The sequence below is a fragment of the Caballeronia sp. J97 genome, assembly GCF_905220305.1.
Taxonomy (GTDB): Bacteria; Pseudomonadota; Gammaproteobacteria; order Burkholderiales; family Burkholderiaceae; genus Caballeronia.
This window is the reverse complement of the sequence record NZ_CAJMZL010000041.1, coordinates 17,698-33,710: the sequence shown is the minus strand read 5'-3', so window position 1 is coordinate 33,710 and position 16,013 is coordinate 17,698. Positions and strand designations below refer to the sequence as shown.

The window sequence follows — 16,013 nt, the reverse complement described above, 5'->3', positions numbered from 1 at the left end:
TATGAGCAAAGACTACAAAGACCTGCTGGTTTCCCTCGACATCGGAACGTCGAAGGTGGTCGCGATCGTCGCCGAACTGAAAGGCGAAGGCCACTACGAGGTGATCGGACTCGGTCAGAGCGACTCGAAGGGGTTGAAGAAGGGCGTCGTGGTCAATATCGAGGCCACGGTGCAATCCATCCAGCGAGCGCTCGAAGAAGCCGAACTGATGGCGGATTGCAAGATCACAAACGTATTCACCGGCATCGCGGGCAGCCACATTCGCAGCTTCAATTCGAGCGGCATGGTCGCGATCAAGGACAAGGAAGTCACGCAGGCGGACGTCGCGCGCGTGATCGAGACGGCCAAGGCGATCAACATCCCGACCGATCAGCAGGTGCTGCACATCCTGACCCAGGAATTCATCATCGACGGGCAAGAGGATGTGCGCGAGCCGATCGGCATGAGCGGCATCCGGCTCGAAGTGAAGGTGCACATCGTGACGGGCGCGGTGAGCGCGGCGCAGAACATCGTGAAGTGCGTGCGCCGCTGCGGCCTCGAAGTGAATGACCTCATTCTGCAGCCGCTCGCGTCGTCGCTCGCGGTGCTGACGGAGGACGAGAAGGAACTGGGCGTGGTGCTCGTCGATATCGGCGGCGGCACGACCGACATCGCCATCTTCAGCGAAGGCGCGATCCGTCACACGGCGGTGATTCCGATCGCGGGCGACCAGATCACGAGCGACGTCGCGATGGCGCTGCGCACGCCGACGCCCGACGCCGAAGACATCAAGGTGAGCTACGGCATCGCGAAGCAGGCGCTTGCCGATCCGGACGAAATGATCGAAGTGCCGGGTCTCGGCGAGCGCGGTCCTCGCACGCTGTCGCGTCAGGCGCTCGCGGCGGTCGTGGAGCCGCGTGTCGAAGAGCTGTTCTCGCTGGTGCAGCAGGTGGTGCGCGAGTCGGGCTACGAAGAGTTGCTGTCGAGCGGCGTCGTGCTGACCGGCGGCGCGGCGATGATGCCCGGCATGGTCGAGCTCGGTGAAGACATCTTCTTGAAGCCGGTGCGCATCGGCGTGCCGGAATACGCGGGCGGTCTTGCGGACGTGGTGCGCAATCCGCGCTACTCGACGGCAATGGGCCTGCTCGCCGAAGGGCGCTCGCAGCGCATGCGCGGCCGCAAGGTCGCCGTGCAGAACGGTTCGATGGGACAAGTGTTCTCGCGGATGAAGGACTGGTTCCTCGGGAACTTTTAAGCAAAACGCAGTGAAGAACTACGCGCTGGTGCCGGCGGCTGGCGCGCGACGAAAGGTTGCCCGATCTCTCGTCGAATAACGCCGATCTTCATTCTTGACGGAGGCAACATGGATTTCGAAATGCTGGAAACGGAAACCAACGGAACGATCATCAAGGTCGTGGGCGTTGGCGGTGCTGGCGGCAACGCGGTTCAGCACATGATCAATCGTGGCGTGCAAGGCGTCGACTTCATCGTGATGAACACCGACGCACAGGCGCTCGCCCGTTCGCGCGCGCCGGCAGTTCTGCAATTGGGCATGACCGGTCTCGGCGCGGGCGCCAAGCCGGAGAAGGGCAAGGAAGCCGCGGAAGACGCGCGCGAGCGCATCGCCGATGCGCTGCGCGGCGCGCACATGGTGTTCATCACCGCGGGCATGGGCGGCGGCACGGGCACGGGCGCGGCGCCGGTGGTCGCGCAGATCGCGAAGGAAATGGGCATTCTGACCGTCGGCGTGGTGAGCAAGCCGTTCGAGTTCGAAGGCGGCCGCCGTATGCGCGTGGCGGAAGCGGGCTCGCAGCAACTGGAGGATCACGTCGACTCGCTGATCGTCGTGCTCAACGACAAGCTGTTCGAGGTGATGGGCGATGACGCCGAGATGGACAAGTGCTTCCAGTGCGCGGACGACGTGCTGAACAACGCAGTTGCCGGTATCGCGGAAATCATCAACGTCGATGGCCTCGTGAACGTCGACTTCGAAGATGTGAAGACCGTGATGGGCGAGCAGGGCAAGGCGATGATGGGCACGGCGACGGTTGCCGGCGTCGATCGCGCGCGTCTCGCCGCTGAGCAGGCTGTCGCCAGCCCGCTGCTCGAAGGCGTGGATCTGTCGGGCGCGCGGGGCGTGCTGGTGAACATCACGTCGAGCCGGTCGCTGCGTCTGTCGGAAACGCGTGAAGTGATGAATACCATCAAGTCCTACGCGGCTGACGATGCAACGGTGATCTTCGGCGCGGTGTACGACGACGCGATGGGCGACGCACTGCGCGTGACGGTGGTGGCAACGGGCTTGGGCCGCGCGGCGAAGAAGCAGCAGCAAGCGCCGATGACCCTCCTGCGCACCGGCACCGACAATCAGCCGATCTCGCACGGCCATCAGGCTTCGCACAACACGTACGGTTCGCAGCACGGTCAGCCGACGACGGACTACGGCCAGCTCGACACGCCGGCAGTGTGGCGCTCGACGCGTGAAACGGCGGCATCGCACGTGCAGGCGCTGCAGGAAAAGGGCGTCGATACGTATGACATTCCGGCGTTCCTGCGCAAGCAGGCGGACTGAGCGAAGCGCACGTTACTTGCTGCTGAGTTGTTCATGACGATGCAGCTCACCGCGTGCACGCGCTGAACGTCTGCTGCGGATGATGCAGGCTTCGCGTGGGGCGACTGTCCAAGGCCGCGTCCTGGATGCAAAATGGACGCCGGGCCGTGGCCAGCCGACCCCCACGAATTTGCCCCTGACGTCGAGGAAGGCAGAGTGAGGCTGAAATTGCCGCAATGACGAACGGCCGGGTCGCGGGACGATGCAATCGCAAGGATGTCCGCGAGCACTGACGAGGGAAGGACCGAGCATGATCAAAGTGGGTGAAACGTTGCCCGACGTGCGTCTCTTCGAGTTTATCGAGGAGGCGACCGAGGGCTGCACCGTGGGACCGAATGCGTTCCCGGTGCGCGAGCGGTGCGCCGGCAAGCGCGTGGTGATCTTCGGATTGCCGGGCGCTTTCACGCCGACGTGTTCCGCCAGACACGTGCCCGGCTATGTCGATGCCGCGGCGGATTTGTCCGCCGCGGGGATCGAAGAAGTCTGGTGCGTCTCCGTCAACGACGCGTTCGTCATGAGCGCGTGGGGACGCGATCTCCAAACCTCGGGCAAGGTAAGGATGATCGCCGACGGCAGTGCGCGTTTCGCTCAGGCACTCGGACTCGATCAGGATTTGTCCGAGCGTGGCATGGGAATCCGTTCCCAGCGCTACGCGATGGTGGTCGACGACGGCGTGGTCAAGACGCTGAATGTCGAAGCGCCCGGCAAGTTCGAAGTCAGCGACGCTCAGAGCATCCTGGCGACGTTGCGCTGAGTGCAGCGGCGTCGCGTTGCCCGCGCGCAACGCTCAATCGCCCTCGCACTGAGCCGCAATTTGGGGCCGATGACCGGAAATGCCTCCATTCCGGGCATCGGCCCGTTCTACTTCACAATTTGGCCGCCAGGGCGTAACACAGGGAAACAGTTGATACCTCCCGGATCACGACGGCGCCTGCCGAATGGAGTATAATTCGACCTATTAGAATTTAACGCACGATTGATTTCCTTTATAGGGAACATAAATCGGAAAGAACATCATGTTGAAGCAGCGAACAATCAAGACCGTCGTCAAAACCGTGGGGATCGGGCTCCATTCCGGTCGCAAGGTCAATCTGACCCTGCGTCCCGCACCGATTGGCACGGGCATCGTGTTTTCGCGTATCGATCTCCCCGAGCCGGTCGATATCCCCGCGTCCGCGATGGCGATCGGCGACACGCGTCTCGCATCCGTGTTGCAGAAGGATGGCGCGCGCGTTTCGACCATCGAGCACTTGATGTCGGCGTGCGCGGGCCTCGGCATCGACAACCTGTATGTCGATGTGACCGCCGAGGAAATTCCGATCATGGACGGCAGCGCGGCGTCCTTCGTGTTTCTGATTCAGTCGGCGGGTATCGAAGAGCAGAACGCGGCGAAGCAGTTCATCAAGGTGACGAAGCCCGTCGAAGTGCGCGACGGCGACAAGTTCGCGCGTCTCGAGCCGTACTTTGGCTTCAAGCTGAGTTTCACCATCGATTTCCGGCATCCGGCCGTCGACAAGACCGGCCAGGCACTGGAAGTGGATTTTGCGACCACGTCTTATGTGCGTGAAATCGCCCGCGCCCGCACGTTCGGCTTCGCGCACGAAGTCGAGATGATGCGCGAGCTGGGTCTCGCGCGCGGTGGCAGCATGGACAACGCCATCGTGCTGGACGAATATCGCATTCTGAATAACGACGGCCTGCGTTACGACGACGAATTCGTGAAGCACAAGATGCTCGACGCGATCGGCGACCTTTACGTGGTCGGTCATCCGTTGCTGGCTTCGTACAAGGCGTACAAGGGCGGCCACGCGATGAACAACATGCTGCTGCGCGAATTGCTCGCGAACGAGGACGCGTATGAAATCGTCACGTTCGAAGATGTGCAGAAGGCGCCGCGCGGTTTCGGATTCGACACGCAAACGGCATTTGCCTGATTTAAAGCACTCGCAGTGAGAAATGAGCGGCAGCGCAAGCGCCGCTCATTTTTTTTGTGCGCGCGCCTGATGTCGCGCCGCCATGCGCGCGAGCGCTTCCTGAAGCGGCGACGGCTCCAGCGTCTCGGCCAGTTCCCGCAGCGCCGACGCGCCCGCCGGCGACATCCGCGCCTGTTTCGGCGGCGCGGGCTCTTTCATCGACTGGGGACGAACGCGAATTTTCAACGCGTTGACGGCCCAGCCGCGCTGCTGCAAATCGGACAGCAGACGCGGCTCCAGATGCCTCAGACGCGCGGCGAGTGCGTTATGCGCGGCAAAGAGCGCGAGCACGCCGTCCTTGATGAATCCAGGCTCCACGTTCGATGCCAGATAATCCGGCAAAAGCGAACTCAGGTCGCGCTGCAGCGCCGCCACTTGCTCGACGCCCGCACGCAGCGCGCGGAAGGCATCGGTGCGATCGAGCACGTCAGCGACGGCCTGCGGCCGGCGCGGATCGAAACCCAACCTTGAATTTGTAGAAAAGCGGCTCATTTTTGGTTAGGCCTACGCCCGACAGAACGTTTCGATTGTACGCGAGGCAAGTCATTGTCCCCGGCAGACGTGCTGCTCTGCGGCGCTTTACCGGCAAGCTTTCAACCCGATGACTGTCGCGTTCGGGGTACGCACGCGCGGGCACGCCGACGCAAGGTCTGCCAAACTCGCATGCTAAAATTCACGATTCGAATTTCACCTTATGGACTTAAGTCGCCGAGGTTCTCCGAGCCCGGACGCAGCTTTTGCATGCGCCCGTCCGAAGCCGCGACGCAGACACTGATCCGATGACGACCGGTTTCCTTCAGAAGATTTTTGGCAGCCGCAATCAGCGGCTGGTCAAGCAGTATCAAAAGACCGTTGCGGCGATCAATGCCCTCGAGCCGACCGTCGAGAAGTATTCGGACGACCAGCTGCGCGCCAAGACCGATGAGTTCCGCCAGCGTGTCGCGGGTGGTGAATCGCTCGACGTGATTCTGCCCGAGGCGTTCGCCGTCTGTCGCGAGGCGAGCAAACGCATCCTGAAGATGCGCCACTTCGACGTTCAGCTCATCGGCGGCATGGTCCTGCACTACGGCAAGATCGCCGAGATGCGCACCGGCGAGGGCAAGACGCTTGTCGCGACGCTCGCGGCGTATCTGAACGCGCTGTCGGGCCGCGGCGTGCACGTCGTGACGGTGAACGATTACCTCGCCCAGCGCGACGCCGAATGGATGGCGCGCCTCTATAACTTCCTCGGTCTGTCGTGCGGCGTGAATCTGTCGCAGATGGAGCACTCGCAGAAGCAGGAAGCGTACGCGGCGGACATCACCTACGGCACGAACAACGAGTTCGGCTTCGACTATCTGCGCGACAACATGGTCTACGAGACCAACGCGCGCGTGCAACGCCCGCTCAATTTCGCGATCGTCGACGAAGTGGACTCGATCCTGATCGACGAAGCGCGCACGCCGCTCATCATCTCCGGTCAGGCGGAAGATCACACCGATCTTTACGTGCGCATGAACGCGCTGCCGCCGCTGCTCGAGCAGCAGATCGGCGAAGAAAAGGCGGACGGCACCGGTGTCGAAAAGCCCGGCGACTACACGCTCGATGAAAAAGCCCGCCAGGTGTTCCTGACGGAGTCGGGCCATGAGAAGGCCGAGCGCCTGCTCGCCGAGTGGGGCCTGATCGGCGAAGGCGAAAGCCTGTACGCGCCGCAGAACATCACGCTGATGCACCACATCTATGCCGCGTTGCGCGCGCATACGCTCTTCTTGCGCGACCAGCATTACGTGGTGCAAAACGGCGAAGTCGTGATCGTCGACGAATTCACGGGCCGCATGATGACGGGCCGACGCTGGTCCGACGGCCTGCATCAGGCTGTCGAAGCGAAGGAACACGTCCAGATTCAGGCCGAAAACCAGACGCTTGCATCCATCACGCTGCAGAACTACTTCCGCATGTACGCGAAGCTGTCCGGCATGACCGGCACGGCCGACACGGAAGCTTACGAATTCCAGGAAATCTACGGCCTCGAAACGGTCGTGATTCCGACCAATCGTCCGCCGAAGCGCGCCGACAAGCAGGACCAGATCTACAAGACGTCGAAGGAACGTTACGACGCGGTGATTCGCGACATCCGCGATTGCGTCGAGCGCGGTCAGCCTACGCTCGTCGGCACGACGTCGATCGAAGCGTCCGAACTGCTCTCCGGCCTGCTCGCGCAATCGGGCGTGAAGCACGAAGTGCTCAACGCAAAGCAGCACGCGCGCGAAGCGGCGATCGTCGCGGAAGCGGGCCGCCCGGGCGTCGTCACGATCGCGACGAACATGGCCGGCCGCGGCACGGACATCGTGCTCGGCGGCAACGTAGAGAAGCAGGCGTCGTTCATCGACGCGGATCTGTCGATTCCCGAAGACGAGAAAGCCGCGCGCATCCAGAAACTGCACGACGAGTGGCAGGCGCTGCACGATCACGTGAAGGCGGCGGGCGGTCTGCACATCATCGGCACCGAGCGTCACGAGTCGCGCCGTATCGACAATCAGTTGCGCGGCCGCGCGGGCCGTCAGGGCGATCCGGGCTCATCGCGCTTCTATCTGTCGCTGGACGATCCGCTGTTGCGCATTTTCGCGGGCGACCGCGTGCGGTCCATCATGGATCGCCTGAAGATGCCGGAAGGCGAGCCGATCGAGGCGGGCATGGTGACGCGTTCGATCGAAGGCGCGCAACGCAAGGTGGAAGCGCGCAACTTCGATATCCGCAAGCAACTGCTCGAATACGACGACGTCTCCAACGATCAGCGCAAGGTGATCTACCAGCAGCGCAACGAGCTGCTCGAAGCGAACGACGTGCAGGAAACCATCGCCGCGATGCGCCAGAGCGTGATCGGCGACGTGGTGCGCACGTTCGTGCCGGCGGGCAGCATCGAAGAGCAATGGGAAGCGCCGGAACTGGAAGAAGTGCTGCGCAACGACTGGTCGCTCGATCTCGCCGTTCAGGAGATGATCAACGAGTCGAACTCGATCGACGCCGAAGAGATCTGCGAAGCCGTGCTCGCCGCCGCCGATGAAGCGTACGAAGCGAAGGTCGCGATGGTGGGCCGCGAATCGTTCAGCGCGTTCGAGCGCTCGATCATGCTGCAGACGCTCGACAGCCGCTGGCGCGAGCACCTCGCCGCGCTCGATCACTTGCGTCAGGGCATCCATCTGCGCGGCTATGCGCAGAAGAACCCGAAGCAGGAATACAAGCGCGAGGCGTTCGAACTCTTCGCCGCGATGCTCGATGCCGTGAAGCAGGAAGTTACGCGTGTCGTGATGAACGTGCAGATCCAGTCGCCGGAGCAACTCGAGGAAGCCGCCGAGCAGTACGAAGAGAAGGGCAGCCATCTGGAGAACGTGTCGTTCACGCATGCGGACTTCAATGCGCCGGCAGCGGAACCCACGCCCGCCGCAGCGGCGGCGAGCGCCACCGCGCAGATGGTCAGCCAGGCAATGGCCGCCGGCGACGACATCAGCGTTGCGACGCGCCCGTCGGACGACGTGCCGAAGGTCGGTCGCAACGATCCGTGTCCGTGTGGCAGCGGCAAGAAGTACAAGAATTGTCACGGCAAGCTGGCTTGATCGGCTCGTGACGTATGAACAGGCGACGCAGCGATGCGTCGTTTGTCTTTGCAGGATCCATTATTCACGGCGCCGGTTCGATTCCGCTGGCCGGCGTCAGTCTTCCATCATGTGCCGGTTCCACAAGCCGGCACTTGCCACCAACAGTTGAGACGCGAACATGGCCGTCAACTTCCCCTCGATCGATCACGCAGCGCTTCATCCCGTCGCCGGCGTCACGCTCGGTTACGCCGAGGCGAATATCCGCAAGCCCAATCGCAAGGACGTGCTCGTCATTCGCGTCGATGAGGGCGCGAGCGTCGCGGGCGTCTTCACGCAGAACCGCTTCTGCGCCGCGCCGGTTACGGTGTGCCGCGAAAACCTCGCCGCGGCGAGCAAAGGCGGCAAGGGCATTCGCGCGCTCGTCGTGAACACGGGCAATGCGAACGCGGGCACGGGCGAGCCGGGTATGGCGCACGCACGCGAAACCTGCGCGGAGCTCGCGCGCCTCGCGAACCTCGATGCACAGCAGATCCTGCCGTTCTCCACCGGCGTGATTCTGGAGCCGCTGCCGATCGATCGCCTTAAGGCGGGTCTGCCGGCCGCGCTCGCGAATCAGAAGGCCGCACACTGGTTCGACGCCGCCCAGGCCATCATGACGACGGACACGCTGCCGAAGGCCGCGTCGCGTCGGGTGACGATCGACGGTCACGTTGTCACGATGTCGGGCATCAGCAAGGGCGCGGGCATGATCAAGCCGAACATGGCGACGATGCTCGGTTTCCTCGCGTTCGATGCGAACGTCGCGCAGCCGGTGCTCGATCAGCTCGTGAAGCATGTCGCGGATCGCTCGTTCAACTGCATCACGATCGATGGCGATACGTCGACGAACGATTCGTTCATCCTGATCGCGTCGGGCAAGTCGAGCCTGCCCGCGATCACGTCGACGGATTCGCCCGCGTACGCCGCGCTGCGCGACGCGGTGACGGAAGTGGCGCAGGAACTCGCGCAGCTCATCGTGCGCGACGGCGAAGGCGCGACCAAGTTCATGACGATCACGGTGGAAGGCGGCAAGGACGCGGCGGAATGCCGTCAGATCGCCTACGCGATCGGCCACTCGCCGCTCGTGAAAACCGCGTTCTACGCGTCCGATCCCAACCTGGGCCGCATTCTCGCGGCGATCGGCTATGCGGGCGTCACGGATCTCGACGTCGGCAAGATCGATCTTTATCTCGATGACGTGCTGGTCGCGAAAGCGGGTGGACGCAATCCCGAGTACAAGGAAGAGGACGGCCAGCGCGTGATGAAGAAGAGCGAGATCGCAATTCGCGTGTTGCTCGGACGCGGCACGCAGCAAGCGACCATCTGGACCTGCGACCTCTCGCACGACTACGTGAGCATCAACGCGGACTATCGCTCGTAAAAGCGGCGCGCATCGATACGAACATGGACAAGCTCGAACAATTTCTCACGCGCGCCGAGGCAGTGCTCGCGCGCATCGAAGGCATGTTGCCGCCCGCGGCGCCCGATATCGACTGGGAATCCGCGGTGGCGTTTCGCTGGCGCAAGCGTCAGGGGCGCGGTTTTCTGCAACCCGTTTCGGCGATCTCCCAGATCTCGCTCGACGATCTGCAGAATATCGATCGTCAGAAGGGCCTGATTCAGCAGAACACGCAGCAGTTCGTGAACAAGCTGCCCGCCAACAACGTGCTGCTGACGGGCGCGCGCGGCACGGGCAAGTCGTCGCTGATCAAGGCGTGTCTCAATGCGTATTCGAAGGATGGCTTGCGGCTCATCGAAGTCGACAAGGACGACCTGCACGATCTCGGTGATATCGTCGATCTGATCTCGGCGCGGCCCGAGCGCTTCATCGTTTTCTGCGACGATCTTTCGTTCGAGGAAGGCGAGTCCGGCTACAAGGCGCTGAAGGTCGCGCTCGACGGTTCGGTCGCGGCGCAATCGGACAACGTGCTGATCTACGCGACGTCGAATCGCCGCCATCTGTTGCCCGAATACATGAGCGACAACGAGACGTACAAGCACACGTCCGATGGCGAAATTCACCCAGGCGAAGTGGTCGAGGAAAAGATTTCGCTGTCCGAGCGCTTCGGTCTGTGGGTCAGCTTCTATCCGTTCAAGCAGGACGACTATCTGTCGATCGTCGCGCACTGGTTGAAGCATTTCGGCTGCGATGATGCGGAAGTCGAAAGCGCTCGTGGCGATGCGCTCGTCTGGGCGCTCGAGCGCGGATCGCGCTCGGGCCGCGTGGCGTGGCAATTCGCGCGCGACCGCTCGGGACGCAAGCAATGACCGTTTCGAAAACCGACATCGCCCCCGACGGCCGCAAGGTGACGGAAGTAGCGGTAGGCGTGATGGTGCAGCACGACGGACGGTATCTGCTCGCGCAGCGGCCCGCGGGCAAACCGTACGAAGGTTACTGGGAATTTCCAGGTGGCAAGCTCGAGCAGGGTGAAAGCATCGAGGCGGCGCTCGGACGCGAATTGCATGAAGAGCTGGGCATCGATGTCACCGCGTGTCAGCTCTGGCGTACGCTGGAGCATGACTATCCGCATGCGTACGTGCGTCTTTTTTTCTGCAAGGTGACGGACTGGAAAGGCACGCCGCTCGGACGTGAAGGCCAGGCGATCGCCTGGCAGACGCTTCCCGTCGACGTCGCGCCGCTTCTGCCCGCGGCCATTCCGATTCTCGAATGGCTCGAAGAGGAAGAGCGCGAATAACGAAAGTCAGTTCAGGCCGCCGTGCTTGTCTTCGTCCGGCGGCGTTTCCTGCGAATTACCCGCGATCTTGTACTTTTCGGCCGCCCACGCGCCGAGATCGATTTGCTTGCAGCGCTCGGAGCAGAACGGGCGAAAGCGGTTTTCGGGAACCCAGCGGACATCCTTGGTGCAGGTCGGGCATTTGACGACAGTGGTCATGACGATTACGAATTGAGCCGGTTACGGACGATATTTGACCATATGAGGCCAAACGGCTCCCGATTCAAAGGCTGCAAAGCGTCAGATGAAAGGGCACATCGACATCGACGGCGCGCGGTTTCAGATCGCCGTCCTGCACGGTAAAGCGTACCCACAGCATGTACTTGTTCGCGCTCGCTTCCGGGATCACGCGCGTGTCCGGTGAAACGCGCACCTGCATCAACTGATACGTGCGGCCGGACAACATCTGCTGATAGCTGCCCTGCATCGCCATGACTTTCGATGCCTGACCCGATTCACGCGCGAGCCGCAATACGATGGCCGCTGCGTCGCGAAGCGCGAGCATCGGCATGACCCATTTTGCGATGTCCTGGCGCCGCTCCTCGACCGGCAACTGCTGCCAGGCGTAGTACGACGGCAGATCGAACTTGCATGTTCCGCCGGGAATGATCGTGCGGCTGCGAATGCTCGCGAGCCACTCGTTGTCGGCGAGATGCTGGCCGGTCTTGCCGTGCATCTCGGTGAGCCCGGCGAGCGTTTGCTCGATTTCACCCAGCACGGCTTCGAGCGCTTCCTGTTCGATACCCGGATTGCCGCGAAACGGCGCGAGCGTCTGACGCTGCCGCTCCAGCTCCTTCATGAGGTCGGCCTTGAGATCCGTGCGGCCGGCGACTTCGGCGATCTCGAAGAGCGTCGTGAGCGCGACGTGATGTTCGCGCGCGTCTTCCTGAGTCAGAAAGAACGTGAAGCGCTCGAACAGGTCTTCGAGGCGCAGCAGCGTCCGGATTCGCTCGTTGAAGGGATACTCGTAAAGGATCAAGCGCGCTCGCCTCGGCGTGGGTCGGTTGCTTCCATGAGCGGAAGTGAGCACATTCTAATGCCGCATCTTCACCCTAGCAAATCGGGGCATATTCGCGCGACAGACTGCTTGTTTCGGCGCAAATCAGGGAACTTTTCGACAATTTCGCTAACTCAGGCGATCAGGTCGCTTCATGCGGCGCGAGCGCCAGATAGCGTGCGTGCAGCGTGTCGACCTGCTGCGCGAGGGTGTCGAGCGTGGCGCTTTCATCGTTGAGAACGATGTCGTCGGCAGCCGCGAGCCGCGTTTCGCGGGATGCCTGCTTTGCGATGATCGCGAGCACCTGTTCGCGCGTGAAGCCGTTGCGCCGCATGACACGCTCGATCTGCGTCTCGACCGGGCAATCCACCACCAGCACGCGCGACACGCGGCTCGCCCATTCGCCGGATTCGACGAGCAGCGGCACGACGACGATGTGATACGCGCCCTGCGCCGCGTGCCGCTGACGTTCGGTCTCGGCACGAATCAGCGGATGAACGATGGCTTCGAGGCGCGCTTTCGCGGTGTCGTCGGCGAAGACGAGCGCGCGCATCTTCGCGCGGTCGAGCGAGCCGTTCGCGGCAATGAAATCGTCGCCGAACGCGCTCGCGATGAGCGGCATGGCGACGCCGCCCGGCGACGTGATCTCGTGCGCGATCAAATCCGTGTCGATCAGCGGCACGCCGCGCGCCGCGAACAGGTCGGCGACCGTGCTCTTGCCGCTGCCGATGCCGCCGGTGAGACCAATGCTGAACATCCGTTGCTCCCTTCGATCATCCCAATAATGCATAGAGCGGCGTGCCGGCGAAGAGCGTGATCGCGCCGCCCGCCGCGAGAAACGGCCCGAACGGCAACGGCTCCTCGAAACGCATGCGCTTGCGCAACGTGGCCACGATGCCGAACGCGGCGCCCGCGACGGCGGCGATGAGGACCACCTGCGCGAGCGCGGACCAGCCGAGCCATGCGCCGATCGCGGCGAGCAGCTTGAAGTCGCCGTATCCCATGCCTTCCACGCCGCGCGCGAGCTTGAAGAGCCAATACACGCACCAAAGAAAGAGATAGCCTGCGATCGCGCCGGTCACGGCGTCGTGCAGCGTCGCGAATCCGCCTTCGCCGAAATTCACGATGAGCCCGGCCCAGAGCAAAGGCAGCGTCAGTACATCGGGAAGATAGCGCGTATCGAAGTCGATCAGTCCGGCCGTCAGCAAGGTCGCGCACAGGCCGAACGCGGCGAGCGCCGGCCACGCGGGCCCGAAGGCGTAGAGCGAGAGCGCGGCGAGCGCGCCCGTCGCGAGCTCGGTCAGCGGATAGCGTGGGCTCACGCGCGCGCCGCATGCCGAACAGCGTCCGCGCAACGCCACGTAGCTGATGACGGGAATGTTTTCCCACGTGCGCAGAACGTGCTTGCAATGCGGACACGCGCTGCGCGGCACGGCGAGGTTGAAGCGTTCGGGATAGGGATCGGCAGCGCTGAGTTTGGAGAGATCGGGCGCATCGGGCATGGCCGCATCGACTTCCGCGCGCCATGTGCGTTCGAGCATGACGGGCAGTCGATGCACCACGACGGTGAGAAAGCTGCCGATCACGAGGCCGAACACGATGGCGAACCCGTACTGCACGGCGACGGGCAGCAGCGCGAACGCCGCCAGGTAGGGGCTCGCGATGTGCGCGGTGGACGGATCGAACGAAGGCTGCATGATGGACGAACGGTTGCTTTGGCCCGCGATGCTACACCACGTTGCCGAGCTGAATGATAGGAAGATACATCGCGATGACCAGTCCGCCCACGAGCGCGCCCAGCACCGCGATGACGATCGGCTCGCAAAGACTCGCGAATGCGCCGATACGCTCGTCCACCTGCCGGTCGGCGAGGGTCGCGAGATCGAGGAGCATCGCATCGAGCGAGCCGGATTCTTCGGCGACCGCGATCGGCTGCACGACGTCTTGCGGAAAGCACCCGGCGGCGCGCATCGCGGCCGCGAGGCGCTCGCCGTTGCGCAGGCGCGCCGCGATGTCCACCGTCGCCTGGTCGAAGACGCGGTTTCCGGTGGCATGCGTGAGCGAATCGAACGCATCCGACAGCGGCGTGCCCGCCGAGAGCAATGTGCCGAGCGCGCGACTCCATCGCGCGACCGCGAGAGAGCGCAGCAGCTTGCCTCCGAGCGGCAGACGCAGCGCGGCGCGATCGGCGGCTTCGCGCGCGTCGGGCGAACGACCTATCCAGTTCGACACGACGACCGCCGCGCAAATGGCCGCAACCGTGAACGGCACGCCGGCCTGCGCGACGCCGTCTGAAAGCGCAAGCACGAAACGTGTCGGCGCGGGCAGCGCGGCGCCGAAGCCGTCGAAGATCGTCTTGAAGGTCGGCACCACGCCGATCAGCAAGCCCGCCGTGATCGCGAGCGAAAGCAGCAGCACCATGACGGGATACGTGAGTGCCGCGCGAAGTCTGGCCCGTTGCGATGCGGCGCGCTCGCGATCGTCGGCGAGACGCGCGAGGACCGAAGGCAACGCACCCGCGATCTCACCCACCGAAACCAGCTGACAATACAACGCGCCGAACGCAGCCGGATGCTGCGCGAGCGCGGCTGAAAACGGCACGCCGCGCGTGATGTCGCGGGCCAGTGCGCGCACGATGCGCGGCAGTCCGCCATCGGATGTGCTACCGGCCAGCAATTCCAGTGCGCCGGCGAGCGGCAGCCCCGCGCGCAGCAGGCCGGCGAGCTGTCGCGTGAAAACCGTCACCTCGGCGGTCTTTGCTTTGGGATGCGGAGCGGCGCCGAGCGTGTCGAGCGCGGTGACGATCACGCCTTCGCGGCGCAGCGAAGCACGGGCCGTGAGCGCGTCGGCGGAGATGATCTTTCCTCGCTTCGGCCTGCCTTCGGTGTCCATGCCGCGCCAGGCGAAGCGCATTTCGAGCGCGTTTTTCATCATTCGATCTCCGTTGCTTCGGTCGCCTCGGCGACGCTCGTCACACCGTCGCGCACGCGTGAGAAAGCCGCATCACGGAGCGCGGGCACGCCTCGCGCCTGCGCCGCGCGCGCGATCGTATGCGTTGCCGCGCGCGATACGATCAGTTCGCGCATTTCGTCCGATACCGGCATCACCTGATGCACGCCGACGCGCCCCCGATAGCCGATTCCATGGCACGCCGGACAGCCGCGCGGCTCGAACGGATGGAACCCGTCCGCGAGTGGCAACGCCGACGGCGCGCGGCAAAACTCGCACAGCTTGCGCACGAGGCGTTGCGCGGTGACGAGCCTGAGCGCCGCCGCGAGGTTGTAAGGCGCCACGCCGATATCGATGAGACGCGCGATCGCGGCGGGCGCGTCGTTCGTATGCAGGGTCGAGAGCACCAGATGTCCCGTCTGCGCGGCCTTGACTGCGACGTCCGCGGTTTCCGCGTCGCGTATCTCGCCGACCATGATGATGTCCGGATCCTGACGCATGAACGCGCGCAGCGCCACGGCGAAGGTCAGCCCGGCCTTCTCGCGCACGCTCACCTGATTGATGCCCGCGAGCTGAATTTCGACGGGATCTTCGACGGAGCACACGTTGCGGGCTTCGGCGTTCAGCATCTGCAAGAAACAATAGAGCGACAAGGTCTTGCCGCTGCCGGTCGGTCCGGTGACGAGAACTAGACCATGCGGCGCGCGAATCGCCGATTCGACCGAGCGGCTCTGCTCGTCATCGAGGCCGAGCGCGGCGAGCGACAAATCGGGTGGCAGCGCGTCGAGCCGCCGCAGCACGAGCTTTTCGCCGAAGAGCGTCGGCAGCGAATTGACGCGATAGTCGCCGATCCGCGCGCCCGGCAGATTCAGACGCAGCCGGCCGTCCTGCGGCACGCGCCGCTCGGCGATGTCCATACGCGCGAGCACCTTGATGCGCGTGACGTACGCGTCGCGCAGATGGGGCGGCGGACGCTTCAGGACGTGCAACGCGCCATCGACGCGCAGACGGATGCGCCAGTCGTGTTCGGACGGCTCGACGTGAATATCCGATGCGCCGCGCTCGGCGGCTTCGCGCAGGGTTTCGGTCAGGAGCGAGACGGCGGGCGCTTCGTGATCGGAAGCGGCGTCGCGAGGAGAGGAGATCATGGCGTCG

General features: G+C 63.7%; 15 protein-coding genes. 8 read left to right on the top strand and 7 right to left on the bottom strand.

Annotation, left to right across the window (positions count from 1 at the left end; genetic code table 11):
• The first annotated feature begins 1 nt into the window (after position 1).
• From ftsA to lpxC, 4 genes are all read left to right on the top strand, one after another.
• A complete protein-coding gene (ftsA, locus tag U4Y90_RS32415; RefSeq protein WP_008342980.1) occupies positions 2-1,234 on the top strand; it encodes a cell division protein FtsA in 1,233 nt (410 codons plus the stop codon).
• Positions 1,235-1,342: 108 nt separating this feature from the next.
• Complete coding sequence (ftsZ, locus tag U4Y90_RS32410) at positions 1,343-2,551, top strand: cell division protein FtsZ (RefSeq protein WP_321800851.1); 1,209 nt, start codon at positions 1,343-1,345, stop codon at positions 2,549-2,551.
• A gap of 289 nt (positions 2,552-2,840) precedes the next feature.
• Positions 2,841-3,344, top strand: coding sequence for a peroxiredoxin (locus tag U4Y90_RS32405; RefSeq protein WP_321800850.1), 504 nt, complete (start codon positions 2,841-2,843; stop codon positions 3,342-3,344).
• 262 nt (positions 3,345-3,606) lie between these two features.
• Positions 3,607-4,524, top strand: coding sequence for a UDP-3-O-acyl-N-acetylglucosamine deacetylase (gene lpxC, locus U4Y90_RS32400; protein ID WP_321800849.1), 918 nt, complete (start codon positions 3,607-3,609; stop codon positions 4,522-4,524).
• A gap of 45 nt (positions 4,525-4,569) precedes the next feature.
• On the opposite strand, the gene U4Y90_RS32395 is transcribed toward lpxC, so the two are convergent.
• Positions 4,570-5,055 carry a DUF721 domain-containing protein gene (locus tag U4Y90_RS32395; RefSeq protein WP_321800847.1) on the bottom strand — a complete coding sequence of 162 codons (486 nt, stop codon included), beginning with the start codon at positions 5,053-5,055 and terminating at the stop codon, positions 4,570-4,572.
• A gap of 287 nt (positions 5,056-5,342) precedes the next feature.
• On the opposite strand from U4Y90_RS32395, the gene secA reads away from it, so the two are divergent.
• From secA to U4Y90_RS32375, 4 genes are all read left to right on the top strand, one after another.
• Entirely contained in the window at positions 5,343-8,156 is a 2,814-nt protein-coding gene (gene secA, locus U4Y90_RS32390) for a preprotein translocase subunit SecA (protein ID WP_321800846.1), read from the top strand.
• Between the two features lie 160 nt (positions 8,157-8,316).
• Positions 8,317-9,558 carry a bifunctional glutamate N-acetyltransferase/amino-acid acetyltransferase ArgJ gene (gene argJ, locus U4Y90_RS32385; protein WP_321800845.1) on the top strand — a complete coding sequence of 414 codons (1,242 nt, stop codon included), beginning with the start codon at positions 8,317-8,319 and terminating at the stop codon, positions 9,556-9,558.
• A gap of 23 nt (positions 9,559-9,581) precedes the next feature.
• On the top strand, positions 9,582-10,445 hold the full coding sequence (locus tag U4Y90_RS32380; protein ID WP_321800844.1) for an ATP-binding protein: 864 nt from the start codon (positions 9,582-9,584) through the stop codon (positions 10,443-10,445).
• The gene (locus tag U4Y90_RS32375; RefSeq protein WP_321800843.1) at positions 10,442-10,873 is read left to right on the top strand and encodes an NUDIX domain-containing protein; all 432 of its coding nucleotides are present in this window, start codon (positions 10,442-10,444) and stop codon (positions 10,871-10,873) included. Before U4Y90_RS32380 ends, U4Y90_RS32375 begins: the two co-directional genes overlap by 4 nt.
• Before the next feature lie 6 nt (positions 10,874-10,879).
• Here the strand turns inward: U4Y90_RS32375 and yacG are convergent, their stop codons facing one another.
• From yacG to U4Y90_RS32345, 6 genes are all read right to left on the bottom strand, one after another.
• Positions 10,880-11,071 (bottom strand): DNA gyrase inhibitor YacG, encoded by a 192-nt coding sequence (gene yacG, locus U4Y90_RS32370; RefSeq protein WP_321800841.1) that lies wholly within the window; start codon positions 11,069-11,071, stop codon positions 10,880-10,882.
• A 64-nt stretch (positions 11,072-11,135) separates the two neighbouring features.
• Entirely contained in the window at positions 11,136-11,891 is a 756-nt protein-coding gene (gene zapD / locus U4Y90_RS32365; RefSeq protein WP_008342965.1) for a cell division protein ZapD, read from the bottom strand.
• Positions 11,892-12,051: 160 nt separating this feature from the next.
• Positions 12,052-12,666 (bottom strand): dephospho-CoA kinase, encoded by a 615-nt coding sequence (gene coaE / locus U4Y90_RS32360; RefSeq protein ID WP_321800839.1) that lies wholly within the window; start codon positions 12,664-12,666, stop codon positions 12,052-12,054.
• 16 nt (positions 12,667-12,682) lie between these two features.
• The gene (locus U4Y90_RS32355) at positions 12,683-13,606 is read right to left on the bottom strand and encodes an A24 family peptidase (RefSeq protein WP_321800838.1); all 924 of its coding nucleotides are present in this window, start codon (positions 13,604-13,606) and stop codon (positions 12,683-12,685) included.
• Positions 13,607-13,637: 31 nt separating this feature from the next.
• Positions 13,638-14,843, bottom strand: a complete 1,206-nt coding sequence (locus U4Y90_RS32350) for a type II secretion system F family protein (protein WP_321800836.1) — start codon at positions 14,841-14,843, stop codon at positions 13,638-13,640.
• Positions 14,840-16,006 (bottom strand): GspE/PulE family protein, encoded by a 1,167-nt coding sequence (locus U4Y90_RS32345; RefSeq protein ID WP_321800834.1) that lies wholly within the window; start codon positions 16,004-16,006, stop codon positions 14,840-14,842. The genes U4Y90_RS32350 and U4Y90_RS32345 overlap by 4 nt, the downstream gene beginning before the upstream one ends.
• Positions 16,007-16,013: the final 7 nt, after the last annotated feature.